At 65.9% G+C, this 18,191-nt stretch carries 18 protein-coding genes and 1 tRNA gene; 18 read left to right on the top strand and 1 reads right to left on the bottom strand.

Going from position 1 to position 18,191, the window contains the following annotated elements; genetic code table 11:
* Positions 1-37 precede the first annotated feature (37 nt).
* The 3 genes from accD (at position 38) to ACORQU_RS00545 (ending at position 3,378) form a co-directional block, all read left to right on the top strand.
* Positions 38-928, top strand: coding sequence for an acetyl-CoA carboxylase, carboxyltransferase subunit beta (gene accD, locus ACORQU_RS00555; RefSeq protein WP_491642767.1), 891 nt, complete (start codon positions 38-40; stop codon positions 926-928).
* On the top strand, positions 928-2,295 hold the full coding sequence (gene glmM, locus ACORQU_RS00550; protein ID WP_491642766.1) for a phosphoglucosamine mutase: 1,368 nt from the start codon (positions 928-930) through the stop codon (positions 2,293-2,295). The genes accD and glmM overlap by 1 nt, the downstream gene beginning before the upstream one ends.
* Positions 2,296-2,427: 132 nt before the next feature.
* The gene (locus ACORQU_RS00545) at positions 2,428-3,378 is read left to right on the top strand and encodes an isopenicillin N synthase family dioxygenase (protein ID WP_491642765.1); all 951 of its coding nucleotides are present in this window, start codon (positions 2,428-2,430) and stop codon (positions 3,376-3,378) included.
* Positions 3,379-3,396: 18 nt separating this feature from the next.
* On the opposite strand, the gene ACORQU_RS00540 is transcribed toward ACORQU_RS00545, so the two are convergent.
* A complete protein-coding gene (locus ACORQU_RS00540) occupies positions 3,397-4,203 on the bottom strand; it encodes an SDR family NAD(P)-dependent oxidoreductase (protein ID WP_491642764.1) in 807 nt (268 codons plus the stop codon).
* A gap of 391 nt (positions 4,204-4,594) precedes the next feature.
* Here ACORQU_RS00540 and tpiA point away from each other — a divergent pair, with 391 nt between their 5' ends.
* The 15 genes from tpiA (at position 4,595) to nuoL (ending at position 18,177) form a co-directional block, all read left to right on the top strand.
* The gene (gene tpiA / locus ACORQU_RS00535; RefSeq protein WP_271645318.1) at positions 4,595-5,347 is read left to right on the top strand and encodes a triose-phosphate isomerase; all 753 of its coding nucleotides are present in this window, start codon (positions 4,595-4,597) and stop codon (positions 5,345-5,347) included.
* A gap of 67 nt (positions 5,348-5,414) precedes the next feature.
* Positions 5,415-5,858, top strand: coding sequence for a preprotein translocase subunit SecG (gene secG, locus ACORQU_RS00530; protein WP_491645187.1), 444 nt, complete (start codon positions 5,415-5,417; stop codon positions 5,856-5,858).
* Positions 5,859-5,906: 48 nt separating this feature from the next.
* Positions 5,907-5,991, top strand: a tRNA-Leu gene (locus tag ACORQU_RS00525).
* Positions 5,992-6,367: 376 nt separating this feature from the next.
* Positions 6,368-6,724, top strand: coding sequence for an NADH-quinone oxidoreductase subunit A (locus ACORQU_RS00520; protein WP_130521787.1), 357 nt, complete (start codon positions 6,368-6,370; stop codon positions 6,722-6,724).
* Entirely contained in the window at positions 6,715-7,269 is a 555-nt protein-coding gene (locus ACORQU_RS00515) for a NuoB/complex I 20 kDa subunit family protein (RefSeq protein ID WP_271645319.1), read from the top strand. Before ACORQU_RS00520 ends, ACORQU_RS00515 begins: the two co-directional genes overlap by 10 nt.
* 29 nt (positions 7,270-7,298) lie before the next feature.
* Positions 7,299-8,045: an NADH-quinone oxidoreductase subunit C gene (locus ACORQU_RS00510; protein WP_491642763.1), complete on the top strand. Its 747-nt coding sequence runs from the start codon at positions 7,299-7,301 to the stop codon at positions 8,043-8,045.
* Between the two features lie 77 nt (positions 8,046-8,122).
* Positions 8,123-9,352 carry an NADH-quinone oxidoreductase subunit D gene (locus ACORQU_RS00505; protein WP_271648663.1) on the top strand — a complete coding sequence of 410 codons (1,230 nt, stop codon included), beginning with the start codon at positions 8,123-8,125 and terminating at the stop codon, positions 9,350-9,352.
* The gene (nuoE, locus tag ACORQU_RS00500; RefSeq protein ID WP_271645321.1) at positions 9,349-9,876 is read left to right on the top strand and encodes an NADH-quinone oxidoreductase subunit NuoE; all 528 of its coding nucleotides are present in this window, start codon (positions 9,349-9,351) and stop codon (positions 9,874-9,876) included. Before ACORQU_RS00505 ends, nuoE begins: the two co-directional genes overlap by 4 nt.
* Positions 9,877-9,880: 4 nt before the next feature.
* Positions 9,881-11,218, top strand: a complete 1,338-nt coding sequence (gene nuoF / locus ACORQU_RS00495) for an NADH-quinone oxidoreductase subunit NuoF (RefSeq protein WP_271645322.1) — start codon at positions 9,881-9,883, stop codon at positions 11,216-11,218.
* Positions 11,215-13,461, top strand: coding sequence for an NADH-quinone oxidoreductase subunit NuoG (nuoG, locus tag ACORQU_RS00490; RefSeq protein ID WP_491642762.1), 2,247 nt, complete (start codon positions 11,215-11,217; stop codon positions 13,459-13,461). The genes nuoF and nuoG overlap by 4 nt, the downstream gene beginning before the upstream one ends.
* The gene (gene nuoH / locus ACORQU_RS00485; protein ID WP_271645324.1) at positions 13,458-14,549 is read left to right on the top strand and encodes an NADH-quinone oxidoreductase subunit NuoH; all 1,092 of its coding nucleotides are present in this window, start codon (positions 13,458-13,460) and stop codon (positions 14,547-14,549) included. The genes nuoG and nuoH overlap by 4 nt, the downstream gene beginning before the upstream one ends.
* Positions 14,550-14,555: 6 nt before the next feature.
* Positions 14,556-15,044: an NADH-quinone oxidoreductase subunit NuoI gene (nuoI, locus tag ACORQU_RS00480; protein ID WP_271645325.1), complete on the top strand. Its 489-nt coding sequence runs from the start codon at positions 14,556-14,558 to the stop codon at positions 15,042-15,044.
* Between the two features lie 7 nt (positions 15,045-15,051).
* Positions 15,052-15,708 carry an NADH-quinone oxidoreductase subunit J gene (locus ACORQU_RS00475; RefSeq protein ID WP_491642761.1) on the top strand — a complete coding sequence of 219 codons (657 nt, stop codon included), beginning with the start codon at positions 15,052-15,054 and terminating at the stop codon, positions 15,706-15,708.
* Complete coding sequence (nuoK, locus tag ACORQU_RS00470) at positions 15,705-16,010, top strand: NADH-quinone oxidoreductase subunit NuoK (RefSeq protein ID WP_491642760.1); 306 nt, start codon at positions 15,705-15,707, stop codon at positions 16,008-16,010. Before ACORQU_RS00475 ends, nuoK begins: the two co-directional genes overlap by 4 nt.
* A gap of 7 nt (positions 16,011-16,017) precedes the next feature.
* On the top strand, positions 16,018-18,177 hold the full coding sequence (nuoL, locus tag ACORQU_RS00465; protein WP_491642758.1) for an NADH-quinone oxidoreductase subunit L: 2,160 nt from the start codon (positions 16,018-16,020) through the stop codon (positions 18,175-18,177).
* Positions 18,178-18,191: the final 14 nt, after the last annotated feature.

The raw sequence follows: 18,191 nt of genomic DNA, 5'->3' as shown, positions 1-18,191 counted from the left end.
CGCCACCGGGCGCGCCAATGCAGGTTTTCAAACACGCATGAGCTGGCTCAGCAAATTGATGCCCTCGGGCATCCGCACCGACGCAGCGACCCGCACCCCCAAGCGCAGCGTTCCCGAAGGCCTGTGGGAAAAGTGCGACAACTGCGGCGCGGTGCTGTACCGGCCCGAGCTGGAGGAAAACCTGGAGGTCTGCCCGAAGTGCAACCACCACATGGCCATCCGCGCCCGCGCCCGCCTGGCGGCCCTGTTCGATGCCGGCTCCACCCGTGAGCTGGGCGCCAGCCTGGGCCCGACCGACGTGCTCAAGTTCCGGGACCAGAAGCGCTATGCCGATCGCATCAAGGCCGCGCAGAAGTCCACCGGCGAGCGCGATGCGCTGATCACCCTGCAGGGTCAGGTCAAGGGCAACGCCATGGTGGCCAGTGCCTTCGACTTCGCCTACATGGGCGGCTCGATGGGCTCGGTGGTGGGCGAGCGTTTCGCCCTGGGGGCCGAAAAAGCGCTGGAGTTGGGTTGCCCGTTCGTGTGCTTCTCCGCCTCGGGCGGCGCGCGTATGCAGGAGAGCCTGTTCTCGCTGCTGCAGATGGCCAAGACCTCCGCGGCGCTTGGGCGCCTGCGCGCGGCCGGCCTGCCGTACATCTCCGTGCTGACCCATCCGACCACCGGTGGCGTGTCGGCCAGCTTTGCGATGCTGGGCGACATCAACATCGGCGAGCCCAAGGCGCTGATCGGCTTCGCCGGCCCACGCGTGATCGAGCAGACCGTGCGCGAGAAGCTGCCCGAAGGCTTCCAGCGCTCCGAGTTCCTGCTCGAGCACGGCGCCATCGACCAGATCTGCGACCGTCGTGAGCTGCGCGACCGCCTGGCCGACCTGTGCGCGATGATGATGAAGCAGCCCAGGCCTGCCAGCGACGTCGAGGCTGCCTGATGTCCCAGGCCAGCCGGAAGTACTTCGGCACCGACGGCATCCGCGGGCGCGTCGGCCAGGGACCGATCTCGGCCGATTTCATGCTGCGCCTGGGCAACGCCTACGGCCATGCCCTGGCCGCGCGCGTACGTCGCGCCGGGGCCGGCAAGCCGGTGGTGATCATCGGCAAGGACACACGCATCTCCAACTACATGTTCGAGGCCGCGCTGGAAGCCGGGCTGGTCGCCGCGGGCGTGGACGTGCAGCTGATGGGCCCGATGCCCACGCCTGCGGTGTCGCACCTGACCCGCGCGCTGCGTGCTTCCGGCGGGATCGTGATTTCCGCCTCGCACAATCCGCACCACGACAACGGCATCAAGTTCTTCTCCGCCGAGGGCGAGAAGCTCGACGACGCGACTGAGCTTGCGATCGAGGCCGCGCTGGAACAGCCGTTCCGCACCGTGGCCTCCGAGCAGCTGGGTAAGGCTGTGCGCACCCGCGATGCGGTCGGGCGCTACGTGGAGAGCTGCAAGAATTCGATCCCGCGCGAGTTCGACCTGACCGGCATGAAGATCGTGGTGGACTGCGCCAATGGCGCGACCTACCAGGTCGCGCCGATCGTGCTGCGCGAACTGGGCGCGCGCGTGGAAGTGATCGGCGATGCGCCCAACGGCCTGAACATCAACGACGGCGTCGGGTCCACCCACCCGGAGCATCTGGCCAAGCGCGTGGTGCTGTCCGGTGCGGACTTGGGCATTGCCTTCGATGGCGATGGCGATCGGGTGCTGTTCGTCGACGGGCGCGGCGAAGTGGTCGATGGCGACGGGCTGCTGTACGTGCTGGCCAGCGACTGGAAGGCCTCCGGTCGCCTGCGCGGAGCGGTGGTCGGCACGCTGATGACCAACTACGGGCTGGAAAAGGCGCTGGGCGAGCAGGGCATCGACTTCGTCCGTGCCAAGGTCGGTGATCGCTACGTGCACCAGGCCCTGGTCGATGGCGATGGCGTGCTGGGCGGGGAAGCCTCGGGTCACATCCTGTGCCTGGACCGCGCCAACACCGGCGACGGCATCGTCAGCGCGCTGCAGGTGCTGGAAGTCCTGCACCGGACGGGCCGCCGCCTGGATCAGGCGCTGGCCAACCTGACCATGCTGCCGCAGAAGACCACCAACGTGCGTCTCGACGGCGTGGCCGCCAAGGCGGTGGTGGAGGCGCCTGCCGTCCAGGCGGCGCTGAAGGATGCGCAGGCCGCGGTCGCCGGGCGCGGGCGCGCGTTCCTGCGCCCGTCCGGCACCGAGCCGGTGGTCCGAGTCACGGTGGAAGCCGACGACGACGCACTGATGCAGTCCACGCTCGAAGCGCTGGCCGAGGCGGTGCGTGCCGCGGCATGAAAAAGTGCTGATCGCCCTGGGCGTGATCGCCATCAAGGCGCTCACGCTCTGGGGGCTGTACCTGCTGCTGCGCTAGGCGAGCGCCGGGGCGATAAACTAGATGGCCATGTTCGCCGTCACCGGTTTTCGCCCATGAGCGCCATTCCCACCCTCGACATCGCCCGTTTCATCACGCCGACCAGCGCCGCCGACCGGGCCGCGTTCGTGGCCGAGTTGGGGGCCGCCTATCGCGAGTGGGGCTTTGCCGGCATCCGCAATCACGGCATCGCGCAGGCCGATATCGATGCGGCCTATGAGGTGTTCAAGAACTTCTTCGCGCTGCCTGACGAGGCCAAGCTGAAGTACCGCGTGCCCGGCATCGGCGGCGCGCGCGGCTACACCGCCTTTGGCGTGGAGACGGCCAAGGATTCCAAGCATTTCGACCTCAAGGAGTTCTGGCACGTCGGCCGCGAGATCCCCGCCGACTCGCAGTACGCCGACGTCATGCCGCCCAACCTGTGGCCGGACGAAGTGCCTAACTTCCGCGAGCATGCCTACGGCCTGTACCAAAAGCTCGATGCCCTGGGCAGCCAGGTGCTGGCCGCGCTGGCCCTGCATATCGGTTTGCCGGAGGACTACTTCGTCGACAAGACCAACTCGGGTAATTCGATACTGCGGCCGATCCACTATCCGCCGATCACCAGCGAGGACATCCCCAACGTGCGCGCCGGTGCGCACGAGGACATCAACCTGATCACGCTGCTGGTCGGGGCCAGCGCCGCGGGCCTGGAAGTGAAGTCCAAGCAGGGCCAGTGGGTGCCGTTCACCAGCGATGCGGACACCATCGTGGTCAACATCGGCGACATGCTGCAGCGCCTGACCAACCACGTGTATCCCTCGACCACGCACCGGGTGACCAATCCGCCGGGCGAGGAAGCGCGCAAGCCGCGTTACTCGGTGCCGTTCTTCCTGCACCCCAATCCGGATTTCCTGATCGACGTGCTGCCCTCGACGATCACCCCGGACAATCCCAAGCGCTATGCCGAGCCGATCACCGCCCAGGGCTACCTGGAAGAGCGCCTGCGCGAGATCAAACTGAAGTAAGCGGCATCGCGCGCAGGCTCATGTCTGCGCGCGCACCTTGCGGGAGCTGCGTGCCATCAGTTTCAACAGCCAGGCCTGCGGCAGGTGGCGCACCACCCGGTACAGCCAGCGGTAGCGCCAGCCCGGGATGACCAGCACCTGGCCGCGCTCGACGCCGTCGATGCCGGCGCGCACGACCTCCTCGGCGGTCAACCAGATCCAGCCGGGCATGCGCGACATCTGCTCGCGGGTGCCGGTGACATCGTGAAACTCCGACCAGGTGAAGCCTGGACACAGGGCGCAGACGTGCAGGCCGCGGTCGGCGTATTCCAGCGCCAGCGATTCGCTCATCGCTACCAGCCAGGCCTTGGCGGGGGCGTAGAGGGTCTGCCCGTCCGCACCCGGCACCAAGGCCGCGAACGAGGCCACGTTGATGACGTGTCCAGCGTCGCTGTCCAGCAGGTCCGGCAGCACCCGCCAGGTCAGCTCGCACAGCGAGGTCACCATCAGCTGCACGAAGCGTGCATGGGTGGCCCAGTCGCGGGTGAGGTAGCGTCCCGGCACGCCGTAGCCGGCGTTGTTCACCAGGATGCGCACTGACAGCCCGCGGCGCTGGATTTCCGCGTGGATGCGAGCAGGTGCGGCCGGGTCCTCCAGGTCCTCGGCGATGACCTGGACGTCCACCTGCGCGCCCAGTTCTGCGGCCAGCGCCTGGAGCCGGTCGAGCCGGCGTGCGGTGAGGATCAGCGGGACGCCGGCGGCAGCGTACTGACGGGCGAACTCGGCCCCGATCCCGCTGGATGCACCAGTGATCAGGGCGTAGCCCCTGGCGGATCGGGATGGCATCGTGACGGTCTCGGCGGGAGCGGGCAGCCAGTGTGCCTGAGCCCGTCCGCTTCCCGCAGGCGCCATGAAGACCGCAGCCGCGGCGGTGTGTGCCGCGGGCGTGCGCTCGTCGATATGCCTGATTGGTGGGGAATTTCCGCGATGTCACCGTGCTGGCTGCCGACCGTGCGGTGCGGCTGTCCCCAGCAGTCATCCGGGAGCGGGGCGGTCGCCACTCGCGCACCGCCGATGCCGCAGACGCCGGCGCGAAATCCGCACATGGCCCGACGCAGGAAGTGAGGTGCCTCCGCTTGCTGGCGGTCTGACCGGCGACCCGCGCAGCGGGGCATCCTCGCAGGGCCGCGACAGGGCGCACGGTATTCTGTCGTGCCCGAATCAGACAGGAGCTCCCATGCGCCGCAAGATCGTCGCTGGAAACTGGAAACTGCACGGCAGCCGCGGCTTCGCCACCCAATTGGTGGGCGAGGTGGTCCAGGCCCTTCCGCTTGAGGGCGTGGACGTGGTCGTCATGCCACCCCTGCCGTACCTGGGCGATCTGATCGAGGATTTCGAGGGCAAGGCGATCAGTTTCGGCGCCCAGGATGTCAGCCCCAACGAGAAGGGGGCCTACACCGGCGAGGTGTCCGCCTCGATGCTGGTGGATGTGGGGGCGCGCTACGGCCTTGTCGGTCATTCCGAGCGTCGCCAGTACCATCATGAGAGCAGCGAGCTGGTCGCCCGCAAGTTCCTGGCCGCCCGCAACGCTGGCCTGATGCCGGTGCTGTGTGTGGGCGAATCCCTGGAGCAGCGCGAAGCAGGGCAGACCGAAGCGGTGATCGCGTCCCAGCTCGAACCGGTCCTGGCGCTGGTGGGCGTGGGCGGGTTCGATGGCGCCGTGGTGGCCTACGAGCCGGTCTGGGCCATCGGCACCGGGCGCACGGCGTCGCCTCAGCAGGCGCAGGAGGTGCACGCGTTCATCCGTGGCATTGTGGCCAAGCACGATGCTAGAATCGCCGATTCGCTGCCCCTGCTGTATGGCGGCAGCGTCAAGCCCGACAACGCTGCGGAACTGTTTGCCCAGTCCGATGTCGATGGAGGGCTGGTCGGAGGCGCCTCGCTGGTGGCCGACGACTTTCTGGCCATCGCCCGTGCGGCGGCCAGGTGACCAGATGACTTTGCGGCCTCGTCGACCTTGTCGGCGGGGTCTTTGACGAGATGCCAGATCCATGTCGATGTTGATGCTGATCCTGAATGTGGTCTACGTGCTGGTGGCGGTTGCCATCATCGGCCTGGTGCTGATGCAGCGCGGGACCGGTGCCCAGGCGGGCTCCGGCTTTGGCGCGGGTGCGTCGGGGACGGTGTTCGGTTCGCGTGGTGCTTCCAACTTCCTGTCCAAGAGCACCAAGTGGCTGGCCGTGGCCTTCTTCGCCATCAGCCTGTTCATGGCATGGAGCGCCTCGCGCACCTCGCACACCACCTCTGTTGAGCAGGATCTTGGCCTGATGTCCGAGCAGCCCGCCGCGGCCGCGCCGGCGGCCCCGGGCGAAGTGGCGCCGTCGGCCAGCACGCCTCCGGCCATCCAGACTCCGGCCGCCTCCGCCCCGGCGACATCGGCTCCGGCCGAGTCGACGCCTGCCACCGGTTCGCCGGAACAGGCTCCCACTCAGGGCCAGTGACACGTACAATGCCGCCCCGGCCAAACGCCGGAACGGTGTAGCAGCTTTGCCCAGGTGGCGGAATTGGTAGACGCACTACCTTGAGGTGGTAGCGACGAGAGTCGTAGGGGTTCGAGTCCCCTCTTGGGCACCATATCCAGATGCAGGATCACGCTAGGGCCCTCCGGGGCCCTTTCGCGTATGAAGGCGATTGCGCAATGAGGCGCCGTGCCGTGGATCAGGTCGTCATGGACTGACGGAATCCTCATAAATCGTTTACTCAACAGTTCAGTGACCGCTACAATTGACGGGTTCGCAGCAGCGTCCGGTACGACACCGGAAGGGCGCGTTGCGAAGCGCCCGGCTTGGCCGGACCGGAGGACGGAGGACGCAAGGTCGTGTCCTTCTGGCGCCAGGCTCCTGCCAACACAGGGCCGCAAGCCCGGACCCGAATGCGACCGTCGCATGTTTCTGCCGCGCTGCAGCAGTAGACTTGCGGTGGCTGCCGGAACCCAAAGAGAGAACTGCGAGTGCTGGCCAACTATCTGCCGAACCTGCTTTTCCTGATTGTCGCCACCGGTATCGGCATTGCGCTGATGATCATCGGTCGCCTCATCGGCCCGCGGCGTCCTGACGCCGAAAAGCTCTCCCCCTACGAGTGCGGTTTCGAAGCATTCGAGGACGCGCGCATGAAGTTCGATGTGCGCTACTACCTGATCGCCATCCAGTTCATCGTCTTCGACCTGGAAATCATCTTCATCGTGCCGTGGACCCAGGTGTTCATGGACATCGGTGCGCGCTCCCTGGTCACCATGGGCCTGTTCGTGGGCATGCTGTTCCTGGGCTTCATTTACGTCTGGAAGAAGGGAGCGCTCGAATGGGAGTGATCCAAACCCTCGACAAGCTGATGACCAACCCGATCCCGGAAGGGCGGGTGGACGACATCTTGCGTCCCGAAGGGGAAAACCCGCTGCTGGAGAAGGGCTACGTCACCACCAGCGTCGATGCGCTGATGAACTGGGCCCGCACCGGTTCGATGTGGCCGATGACCTTCGGCCTGGCCTGCTGCGCGGTCGAGATGATGCATGCCGGCGCCGCGCGCCTGGACCTGGATCGCTACGGCGTCGTCTTCCGACCCAGCCCGCGCCAGTCCGACGTGATGATCGTGGCCGGCACCCTGGTCAATAAGATGGCCCCGGCGCTGCGCAAGGTCTACGACCAGATGCCCGAGCCCAAGTGGGTCATCTCGATGGGCAGCTGCGCCAACGGCGGTGGCTACTACCACTATTCCTACTCGGTGGTGCGCGGCTGCGACCGCATCGTGCCGGTCGACGTCTACGTGCCGGGCTGTCCGCCGACGGCCGAGGCGCTGGTCTACGGCATCCTGCAGCTGCAGAAGAAGATCTGGCGTACCCAGACCATCGCCCGCTGATCCACTCATCAAGAGCACGCAAAGCCCCCATGGCAGAGCAAGCCGATTACATCGACGAGTTGCGCACGCGTTTCACCGACGCGGCCGTGACCGTATCGCCCTCGGGCGAGACCACCATCGAAGTGCCGCACGCACAGTGGCATGACCTGTGCCTGGCGTTGCGCGACAGCTTTGGCTTCGAACAGCTGACCGATCTGTGCGGCGTGGACTATCTGGGTTTCGGCAGTGACGAGTGGGATACCTCGGACGTGTCGTCCCAGGGCTTCTCGCGCGGCGTGGAAGGCAAGGCCGTGGGTCGCTTCGCCTGGGGCGAGATGCCCACGGGGGAGGGCGCGGACCATGCCACCGGCCTGCCGATGCCGACCAATCGCTTCGCGGCGGTCGCCCACCTGATCTCCTACCAATACAACCGGCGCGTGCGCGTCCGCTGCTACGCCCCCAACGATGATGTGCCGGTGGTGGCCTCGGTCACCGACATCTGGCCGGGCGCCAACTGGTTCGAGCGCGAGGCCTTCGATCTGTTCGGTATCGTGTTCGCCGGGCATCCGGATCTGCGCCGCATCCTGACCGACTACGGCTTTGTCGGGCACCCGTTCCGAAAGGACTTCCCGCTGATCGGTAACGTCGAAGTGCGCTACGACGAGGAGCGCAAACGCGTGGTGTACGAGCCGGTCACCTCGGTCGAGCCGCGCGTCGGCGTGCCACGTGTGATCCGCGAGGACGCGCGCTACCAGACCGCCGCCGGCGAGACCGCGGCGCGGGAGAGCAGCAAGTGAACGCACACATCAAGCCATCCCACGTGGGCGCGGCCGGCGAGCCGGGCCAGGACAAGCAGGAAATCCGCAACTACACGATGAACTTCGGACCGCAGCATCCTGCGGCCCACGGCGTGTTGCGTTTGATCCTGGAAATGGACGGCGAGACCATCGTCCGCGCCGATCCCCATATCGGCCTGCTGCATCGGGGCACCGAGAAGCTGGCCGAATCCAAGCCCTTCAACCAGTCGATCGGCTACATGGATCGCCTGGACTACGTCTCGATGATGTGCAACGAGCATGCCTACGTGCGCGCGATCGAGACCCTGATGGGGATCCAGGCCCCCGAACGCGCGCAGTACATCCGCACGATGTTCGACGAGATCACCCGCATCCTGAACCACCTGATGTGGCTGGGCTCCAATGCGCTGGACCTGGGCGCGATGGCGGTGATGCTGTACTGCTTCCGCGAGCGCGAAGAGTTGATGGACTGCTATGAAGCGGTCTCCGGTGCGCGCATGCATGCCACCTACTATCGGCCGGGTGGCGTCTATCGCGACCTGCCGGGGCAGATGCCCAAGTACAAGGAGTCGCCCTGGCACAAGGGTGCGGCGCTCAAGCACCTCAATGCCGCGCGCGAAGGCTCGCTGCTGGACTTCCTCGAGGAGTTCACCCGCACCTTCCCCTCGCGCGTGGACGAATACGAGACCCTGCTGACCGACAACCGCATCTGGAAGCAGCGCACCGTCGGCATCGGCGTGGTCACGCCCGAACAGGCGCGCGCCTGGGGCATGACCGGGGTGATGCTGCGCGGTTCGGAGATCGAGTGGGACCTGCGCAAGAAGCAGCCCTACGCCAAGTACGACGCGGTGGATTTCGACATCCCGGTCGGCGTCAACGGCGACTGCTACGACCGCTATTTGGTCCGCGTGGCCGAGATGCGCGAGTCCAACCGCATCATCGCCCAGTGCGTGAAGTGGCTGAAGGCCAATCCGGGCCCGGTGATGGTCGAGAACTTCAAGGTCGCCCCGCCCAAGCGCGAGGCGATGAAGGACGACATGGAAGCGCTGATCCACCACTTCAAGCTGTTCTCCGAAGGCTATTGCGTGCCGGCCGGCGAGACCTACAGCGCGGTGGAGGCGCCCAAGGGCGAATTCGGCTGCTACCTGTTGTCCGACGGTGCCAACAAGCCCTTCCGCGTGCACCTGCGCGCGCCGGGCTTCGTGCACCTTTCTTCGATGGACGCGATCGTGGTCGGGCACATGCTGCCGGACGTGGTCGCGATGATCGGCACTTATGATCTTGTCTTTGGTGAGGTGGACCGATGAGGGCCACGGGTAATTTCGAGAACGCGCGCCATGTCGACCCGCAGGTCGTCCTGAGCGAGAAGACGCGCGCCCACATCGATCACTGGCTGACCAAGTTTCCGCCGGATCGCAAGCGCTCGGCCGTGCTGCAGGGCCTGCATGCCGCGCAGGAGCAGAACGGGGGCTGGCTGACCGACGAATTGATCGCCGGCGTGGCCAAGTACCTGGAGCTGCCGCCGGTGTGGGCCTACGAGGTGGCCAGCTTCTACTCGATGTTCGAGCTGGAGAAGGTCGGCCGCCACAACGTCGCCTTCTGCACCAACATCAGCTGCTGGCTCAACGGTGGTGAGGAACTGGCGCAGCACGCCGAGCGAAAGCTCGGCTGCAAGCGCGGGCAGTCCACCGCCGACGGCCGCATCTTCCTCAAGCGCGAGGAAGAGTGCCTGGCCGCGTGTTCGGCGGCACCGATGATGGTGATCAACGGCCACTACCACGAGCACCTCACGCCCGAAAAGGTCGATGAGTTGCTGGACGGCCTGGAGTAAGCGCATGGCACATTCCCACCACGCCCCCACCGGCCCGGTCGGTCCCGCACCGCAGCCGCACCAGGTGGTCTACACCACGCTGCATTACGACACCCCGTGGTCGTACGAAAGCTACCTCAAGACCGGTGGTTACGCCGCGCTGCGCAAGATCCTCGAAGAGAAGATCAGCCCGGCCGACGTGATCGAGATGGTCAAGGCTTCCAACCTGCGCGGCCGTGGCGGCGCCGGGTTCCCGACCGGCCTGAAGTGGTCCTTCATGCCCAAGGGCGACATGCAGAAGTACATCCTGTGCAACTCGGACGAGTCCGAGCCGGGCACCTGCAAGGATCGCGACATCCTGCGTTACAACCCGCATTCGGTGGTGGAGGGCATGGCCATCGCTTGCTACGCCACCGGTTCGACCGTGGGCTACAACTACCTGCGCGGCGAGTTCCACCACGAGCCCTTCGAGCATTTCGAGCAGGCCCTGGCCGATGCGTACGAGCATGGCTGGCTGGGCAAGGACATCCTTGGCAGCGGCGTGAACATCGACATCTACGGTGCGCTGGGTGCCGGTGCCTACATCTGTGGTGAAGAGACCGCGCTGATGGAGTCGCTGGAAGGCAAGAAGGGCCAGCCACGCTACAAGCCACCGTTCCCGGCCAATTTCGGCCTGTACGGCAAGCCCTCGACGATCAACAACACCGAGACCTATGCCTCGGTGCCGGCGATCATCCGCAACGGCCCGGAATGGTTCCTGGGCCTGTCCAAGACCAAGAACGGCGGCCCGAAGATCTTCTCGGTGTCCGGTTGCGTGGCCAAGGGCGGCAATTTCGAGGTGCCGCTGGGCACCACCTTCGACGAACTGCTGGAAATGGCCGGCGGTCTCAAGCCGGGCCGCACGCTCAAGGGCGCCGTCCCCGGCGGCGTCTCGATGCCGGTGCTCAAGGCCGAGGAACTCAAGGGCCTGCAGATGGACTACGACACCCTGCGCGCGCTGGGCACCGGGCTGGGCTCGGGCGCCATCGTGGTGCTGGACGACAGCGTGTGCTGCGTGAAGTTCGCCTGCCGCATCAGCCAGTTCTTCCACAAGGAATCCTGCGGCCAGTGCACGCCCTGCCGCGAGGGCACCGGCTGGATGCACCGCGTGCTGGAGCGCATCGTGGCCGGCAAGGGCACGATGGAAGACCTGCACCAGCTCAAGGCCGTGGCCGGCCAGATCGAAGGCCACACCATCTGCGCGTTCGGCGAGGCGGCGGCATGGCCCATTCAGGGCTTCCTGCGCCAGTTCTGGGACGAGTTCGAGTACTACATCGTCAACGGTCATTCGATGGTTGACGGCCAGCTGGAGGCTGCCGCATGAGCGCCCAACCGGTCGACCCCAATGTCCCACCGGATCATGTGACCATCGAGATCGACGGGCGCACGCTGTACGCGCCCAAGGGCTCGATGATCATCCAGGCCGCCGACAAGGCCGGCATCCCGATTCCGCGGTTCTGCTATCACGACAAGCTGTCCATCGCGGCCAACTGCCGCATGTGCCTGGTCGATACCGAGATGGGCGGGCGCGCCGCGCCCAAGCCGTCGCCTGCTTGCGCCACGCCCGTGGGCGATGGTTTGAAGGTCTTCACCCGCAACGAGAAAGCGCTCAAGTACCAGCGCAGCGTGATGGAATTCCTGCTGATCAACCATCCGCTGGATTGCCCGATCTGCGATCAGGGCGGCGAGTGCGAACTGCAGGACGTCTCGCTGGGCTATGGCCGTTCGGTGAGCCGTTTCAACGAGCGCAAGCGCACCGTGCCGGACGAGGACATCGGGCCGCTGGTGGCTACCGAGATGACCCGCTGCATCCAGTGCACGCGTTGCGTGCGCTTCACCGCGGAAGTCGCCGGCACCTACGAGCTGGGCGGCATGTACCGCGGCGAGAACTTGCAGATCGGCACCTACGACGGCAAGCCGTTGACCACCGAGCTGTCGGGCAATGTCGTGGACGTGTGTCCGGTCGGCGCGCTGACCAACAAGGTGTTCCAGTTCCGCGCCCGTCCGTGGGAGCTGCAGGCGCGCGAGTCGCTGGGTTTCCACGATGCGATGGGCTCGAACCTGTTCGTGCACGTGCGTCGTGGTGAAGTGCTGCGCACCGTGCCGCGCGACAACGAGGCGGTCAACGAGTGCTGGCTGTCCGATCGCGACCGCTATTCGCACCAGGGCCTGTACGCCGAAGACCGCGCGGTCAAGCCGCTGCAGAAGGTCAGTGGCGAGTGGAAGGAAGTGAGCTGGGCCGAAGGCCTGGCCGCCGCGGTCGAGATCCTCAAGGCCCATCAGGGCGATGATCTGGGCGTGCTGGTGCATCCGGCCACCTCGAACGAGGAGGGCGGCCTGCTGGCCAAGCTCGCCTCCGGCCTGGGCACCGGCAACCTCGACCATCGCATCACGTCCAACGACCTGTCCGATGGCGCCGTCGCGCAGCCTTTCGGGCTGCCGCTGGCGCAGATCGAACAGGCCGGTGCGATCGTGGTGTTCGGCAGCAACGTGCGCCACGAGCTGCCGCTGCTGCACCAGCGCATCCGCAAGGCGGTGCGCAACGGTGCCAAGGTCCATGTGGTCAATCCGGTCGACTTCGACTTCACCTTCAGCGCAGCGGGCAAGCACATCGTGGCGCCGTCGCAGCTGGCCGATGCACTTGGCAATGCGGCGCTGCGCGAGGCGGTGCAGGGCGCCAGCTCGTCGGTGGTGATCGTCGGTGCCATCGCCGAGAACCACCCGCAGGCCGCCACGCTGCGTAAGGCCGCTGCGGACTTTGCGTCGGCGACCGGCGCGGCGCTGTGCCGCATCCCGCAGGGGGCCAATGCCGTGGGCCTGGCCCGTGCCGGCGTGCTGCCCAGCGGCAGCGACGCGGTGGACATGGTCGCCAAGCCGCGCGGTGCCTACGTGATCTACGGGATCGAGCCGGGCCTGGACTTCGCTCATGGCTTCGCCACCCAGAAGGCGCTGACGGCGGCCAAGGTCGTGGCGTTCAGCCACTTCGCCTGTGCTTCTACGCGCCGCATGGCCGATGTGATCCTGCCGATCGGCGCGCTGCCGGAGATCGAAGCCACGCTGACCAACCTGGATGGCGTCGAGCAGCGCGCCCAGGCCGGCGGCAAACTGCCGGGCGAAGCCCGCGAGGGCTGGCGTGTGCTGCGTGCCCTGGGTGGCGCGCTGGGGCTGGCCGGCTTCGAGTTCACCGATTTGTCCGGTGCGCGCGCAAGCCTGGCGGGCGCCGCGCCCGTCGCGCCCAAGACCTCCGCCGCGCCGGCACTGGCCGGGGAGGGGCTGGAGGTCGTGGCCACCGCGGGCATCTATCGCACCGACGGATTCGTGCGCCGGGCCACGGCCCTGCAGTCGCATCCGCTCAATGCCGCGCCGGCCATCAGTCTGCATCCGGACGACGCGCAGCGCCTGTCCCTCACGGACGGGCAGGTGGCCAAGGTGCAGGCCGGTGACGGTACGGCCACCTTGCCGGTGGTGATCAATGATCGGGTCGCGCCGGGATCGGTGTGGATCGAGTCGGGCCATGGCGCCACCGCGCCCATCGGGGCCGATCGGGTGAAGGTGGTGGCGGCATGAACGAGTTGTTGATCAATGGTGTCGGCCCGCTGCGCGACTGGCTCATCGGCCTGGGCGCCGGGGGACTGATCGCGTGGATCGTGCTGAAGATCCTGGTGATCGCGGTCCCGGTGATCGTGACCGTGGCCTTCTACGTGGTCTGGGAGCGCAAGCTCATCGGCTGGATGCATGTGCGCCACGGGCCGATGTACGTCGGCATGGGCATCTTTCAGGCCTTCGCGGACGTCTTCAAGCTGCTGTTCAAGGAGATCATCCAGCCGGCCAGCGCGCAGAAGGCGATCTATATCATCGCGCCGCTGATCACCCTGGCCCCGGCCTTCGCGGCCTGGGCAGTGGTGCCCTTCGACGGCAAGCTGGTGCTGTCCAACGCCAATGTCGGTCTGCTGTACCTGCTGGCGATGACCTCGCTGGGCGTGTACGGCATCATCCTGGCGGGCTGGGCTTCCAACTCGAAGTACGCCTTCCTGGGCGCGCTGCGCTCGGCGGCCCAGGTGGTCAGCTACGAGATCGCGATGGGCTTTGCGCTGGTCGGCGTGATGATCGCCGCTGGTAGCCTCAACCTGTCGTCCATCGTCGAGGCGCAGCGCGGCAACGCCGGCTTCTTCGAGTGGTACTGGCTGCCGCTGTTCCCCTTGTTCATCGTCTACTGGGTTTCGGGTGTGGCCGAGACCAACCGTGCGCCGTTCGACGTGGTCGAGGGCGAGTCGGAAATCGTGGCGGGCCACATGGTGGAGTACTCTGGCTCGGCGTTCGCGCTGTTCTTCCTGGCCGAATACGCCAACATGATCCTGGTGAGCTTCCTGGTCGCGCTGTTCTTCATGGGCGGCTGGCTGAGCCCCATCCAGGGCTGGGTGACCGGGGATGTGTCGCCCTGGGTCAACTGGATCTGGGATGGCGGTTGGCCGTGGCTGTTCGCCAAGGTGTTCTTCTTCGCCAGTGCCTTCATCTGGTTCCGCGCCAGCTTCCCGCGCTACCGCTATGACCAGATCATGCGGCTGGGCTGGAAGGTCTTCATTCCCCTGACCATCGTGTGGATCGCAGTGACCGCGCTGATGGTCTTCTACGGCGTCATCCAACGAGGCGCCTGACCTGTCATGAACAAGATCACCCATTACTTCAAGAGCCTGCTGCTGCTCGAGCTGCTGCAGGGCCTGTGGCTGACGTTGAAGTACACGTTCAAGCCCAAGTACACCATGATGTACCCGATGGAGAAGTTCCCGCAGTCGCCGCGCTTCCGCGGCCTGCATGCGCTCCGTCGCTACCCGAACGGGGAAGAGCGTTGCATCGCCTGCAAGCTGTGCGAGGCGGTGTGCCCGGCGCTGGCGATCACCATCGATTCGACCAAGCGCGAGGACGGCACCCGCCGCACCACGCGCTACGACATCGACCTGTTCAAGTGCATCTACTGCGGCTTCTGCGAAGAAAGCTGCCCGGTGGATTCCATCGTGGAAACCCACGTCCTGGAATATCACTTCGAAAACCGTGGCGAGAACATCGTCAACAAGCAGCAGCTGCTGGCCATTGGCGACCGACTCGAGTCGGAAATCGCCGAGCGCCGTGCTGCCGACGCCGCATTCCGCTGAGGACGAGATGGACTGGATCAACATCAGCTTCTGGATCTTTGCCGCCGTCGCCGCTGTCTCGGGCGCCGCGGTGATCAGCGTGCGCAATCCCGTGCACGCGGTCCTGTTCCTCATCCTGACCTTCTTCAGCGTCGCCTGCGTCTGGCTGCTGGTCGGCGCCGAGTTCCTCGGCGTGGCCCTGATCCTGGTGTACGTCGGCGCGGTGATGGTGCTGTTCCTGTTCGTGGTGATGATGCTGGACATCGACGTGGCGTACCTGCGCCAGGGGTGGGTCAAGTTCCTGCCGGTGGGCATCCTGGTCGCCGTGATCATGCTGGTGCAGATGCTGATCCTGATCGGCATCAAGGCCAAGACCGGCGCGGTCCTGCCGGACAACGCCGCAGCGGCGGCGGCGGAGACCTCCAACATCACCTGGCTTGCCCGCACGCTGTTCACCGAGTTCCTGCTGCCGTTCGAGTTCGCGGCGGTGATCCTGACCGTGGCGGTGATCGCCGCGGTGATGTTGACCCTGCGCAAGCGCGAAGGCGTCAAGACACAGAATCCTTCCGAGCAGACCCGGGTCAAGGCGGCTGGCCGCTTCCGCATGGTGCGCATGGAGGCCGTGCGTCCGGCGCCCGTACCGCAGCCCCCGGCCGATGCGCCATCCCAGGAGGCCAAATCGTGATCACCCTCGGACACCTGCTGGCGCTTGGCGCGGTGCTGTTCTGCATCTCGCTGGCCGGCATCTTCCTCAACCGCAAGAACGTGATCATCCTGCTGATGTCGATCGAGCTGATGTTGCTGTCGGTCAACATCAACTTCGTGGCCTTCTCGCGCCAGCTGGGCGACCCGGCCGGGCAGCTGTTCGTGTTCTTCATTCTCACCGTGGCAGCGGCCGAGGCCGCGATCGGCCTGGCGATCCTGGTCGCGCTGTTCCGCAGCCGGCGCACGATCAACGTGGCCGATGTCGACTCCCTGAAGGGCTGATGTACTGATGATGGGCGAACTCCTCCTCTCCAAGTCCATGCTGGTGGCCGTGGTGCTCGCGCCGCTGCTGGGCAGCATCATCGCCGGCCTGTTCGGGCGTCAGGTCGGGCGCGCCGGTGCGCACACGGTCACCATCCTGGGTGTGGCGGTCAGCTGCGCGCTGTCTTGCTGGGTGCTCTACCAGTTGGCCTGGCAGGGTGCGGCGCCGTTCAACCAGAACCTCTACACCTTCTTCGACATCGGCAATTTCCAGGGGCACGTCGGCTTCATGGTCGATCGCCTGACCGCGATGATGATGGTCGTGGTGACCTTCGTGTCGCTGCTGGTACACATCTACACCATCGGTTACATGGCCGATGACCCGGGCTATCAGCGCTTCTTCAGCTATATCTCGCTGTTCACCTTCTCGATGTTGATGCTCGTGATGAGCAACAACTTCCTGCAGCTGTTCTTCGGCTGGGAAGCGGTCGGCCTGGTGTCCTACCTGCTGATCGGTTTCTGGTTCAAGCGCCCGACGGCCGTCTTCGCCAACATGAAGGCGTTCCTGGTCAACCGCGTGGGCGATTTCGGTTTCCTGCTGGGCATCGCCGCCATCCTGCTGTGGTTCCGCACACTGGATTACAGCGAGGTGTTCGCCAGCGCGCCGATGCTCAAGAACATGTCGCTGACCCTGATTGAGGGCCATCCCTGGCAGGTCGCGACGGTCATCTGCATCTGTCTGTTCATCGGTGCGATGGGCAAGTCGGCACAGGTGCCGCTGCACGTGTGGCTGCCCGACTCGATGGAAGGCCCGACCCCGATTTCGGCCCTGATCCACGCCGCGACGATGGTGACAGCCGGCATCTTCATGGTCGCGCGCATGTCACCGCTGTTCGAGCTGTCGCAGACGGCGCTGAACTTCGTGCTGTTCATCGGTGCCACCACGGCGTTCTTCACCGGCCTGATCGGTGTCATCCAGAACGACATCAAGCGCGTGGTGGCGTACTCCACGCTGTCCCAGCTGGGGTACATGACCGTTGCGCTGGGTGTATCGGCCTATAGCGCGGGCGTGTTCCACCTGATGACGCACGCGTTCTTCAAGGCGCTGCTGTTCCTGGGCGCCGGCTCGGTCATCATCGGCATGCACCACGAGCAGGACATGCGCAAGATGGGCGGCCTGCGCAAGTACATGCCGATCACCTACGTGACGATGATCATCGGCACCCTGGCCCTGGTCGGGACGCCGTTCTTCAGCGGCTTCTATTCCAAGGACACCATCATCGAGGCCGCCGCGCATCATGCGCACGAGGCGGACAACTGGATCGCCACCTATGGCTACTGGGCGGTGCTGGGCGGCGTCATCATCACCAGTTTCTACAGCTTCCGCCTGCTGTTCCTGACCTTCCATGGTGCCGAACGCTTCCGCGACGCCCATGCCCATGGCGAGCAGCACGGTGCTGCAGCCCATACCGACGCCGAGGCGCAGCTCCATGGCGACGGGCACGATGCCCACGGTCATGACGAGGATCATGGGCACGGGCATCACGGCGCGCATGAGCCGCACGAATCGCCCTGGGTGGTGACTGTGCCGCTCATCCTGCTGGCGATCCCGTCGGTGCTGATCGGCTTCTTCACCATCGGTCCGATGCTGTTCGGCACCGACTGGGCCGGCCATCATGCCGAGTCGAGCGTGCCGGGCCAGGCGGTCGGTTTCTTCACCGGGATCATCGACTTCCACGACTCCGCACGCGATACGGTGGGGGCGTTGGCCGAAGAGTTCCACAGCCCGTGGTCGTTCGCCCTGCATGGCCTGACCGGTGCGCCGTTCTGGTTGACGCTGGCCGGTTTCATCCTCGCGGTGGTGCTGTACCTGGTGCTTTCGCCCGAGTGGCCAGCCAAGTTGCGTGCTCGCCTGTCGGTGCTGGTCCGCATCCTGGAGGCCAAGTTCGGCTTCGACATCCTCTGGATCGACGGCTTCGCCGGGGGCGGCCTGGAGCTGGGCAAGATTTCGCGCTGGATCGATACCCGCATCATCGATGGTGTCTTCGTCAACGGCAGCGCCCGCGTGGTCGATCTGGCCTCGCAATTGCTGCGCCGCACCCAATCCGGTTTCCTCTACCACTACGCCTTCGCCATGATTCTCGGCCTGATCGCACTGCTGGCCGCAGTCATGACGTACTGGCGCTGATCTGTACGGATACG

It is taken from the genome of Pseudoxanthomonas sp. JC1303, assembly GCF_058448525.1.
This window is presented reverse-complemented; position numbering and strand designations above follow the sequence as displayed.

Excerpts from the sequence above, each read along its gene's own strand:
- nuoG (WP_491642762.1), top strand. The coding sequence starts at position 11,215 with ATGAGCGCCCAACCGGTCGACCCCAATGTCCCACCGGATCATGTGACC.
- glmM (WP_491642766.1), top strand. The coding sequence starts at position 928 with ATGTCCCAGGCCAGCCGGAAGTACTTCGGCACCGACGGCATCCGCGGG.
- nuoH (WP_271645324.1), top strand. The coding sequence starts at position 13,458 with ATGAACGAGTTGTTGATCAATGGTGTCGGCCCGCTGCGCGACTGGCTC.
- tpiA (WP_271645318.1), top strand. The coding sequence starts at position 4,595 with ATGCGCCGCAAGATCGTCGCTGGAAACTGGAAACTGCACGGCAGCCGC.
- nuoE (WP_271645321.1), top strand. The coding sequence starts at position 9,349 with ATGAGGGCCACGGGTAATTTCGAGAACGCGCGCCATGTCGACCCGCAG.
- ACORQU_RS00510 (WP_491642763.1), top strand. The coding sequence starts at position 7,299 with ATGGCAGAGCAAGCCGATTACATCGACGAGTTGCGCACGCGTTTCACC.
- secG (WP_491645187.1), top strand. The coding sequence starts at position 5,415 with ATGTTGATGCTGATCCTGAATGTGGTCTACGTGCTGGTGGCGGTTGCC.
- ACORQU_RS00475 (WP_491642761.1), top strand. The coding sequence starts at position 15,052 with ATGGACTGGATCAACATCAGCTTCTGGATCTTTGCCGCCGTCGCCGCT.
- ACORQU_RS00540 (WP_491642764.1), bottom strand. The coding sequence starts at position 4,203 with ATGCCATCCCGATCCGCCAGGGGCTACGCCCTGATCACTGGTGCATCC.
- nuoF (WP_271645322.1), top strand. The coding sequence starts at position 9,881 with ATGGCACATTCCCACCACGCCCCCACCGGCCCGGTCGGTCCCGCACCG.
- nuoI (WP_271645325.1), top strand. The coding sequence starts at position 14,556 with ATGAACAAGATCACCCATTACTTCAAGAGCCTGCTGCTGCTCGAGCTG.
- accD (WP_491642767.1), top strand. The coding sequence starts at position 38 with ATGAGCTGGCTCAGCAAATTGATGCCCTCGGGCATCCGCACCGACGCA.
- ACORQU_RS00545 (WP_491642765.1), top strand. The coding sequence starts at position 2,428 with ATGAGCGCCATTCCCACCCTCGACATCGCCCGTTTCATCACGCCGACC.
- ACORQU_RS00505 (WP_271648663.1), top strand. The coding sequence starts at position 8,123 with ATGAACTTCGGACCGCAGCATCCTGCGGCCCACGGCGTGTTGCGTTTG.
- ACORQU_RS00515 (WP_271645319.1), top strand. The coding sequence starts at position 6,715 with ATGGGAGTGATCCAAACCCTCGACAAGCTGATGACCAACCCGATCCCG.
- nuoL (WP_491642758.1), top strand. The coding sequence starts at position 16,018 with ATGATGGGCGAACTCCTCCTCTCCAAGTCCATGCTGGTGGCCGTGGTG.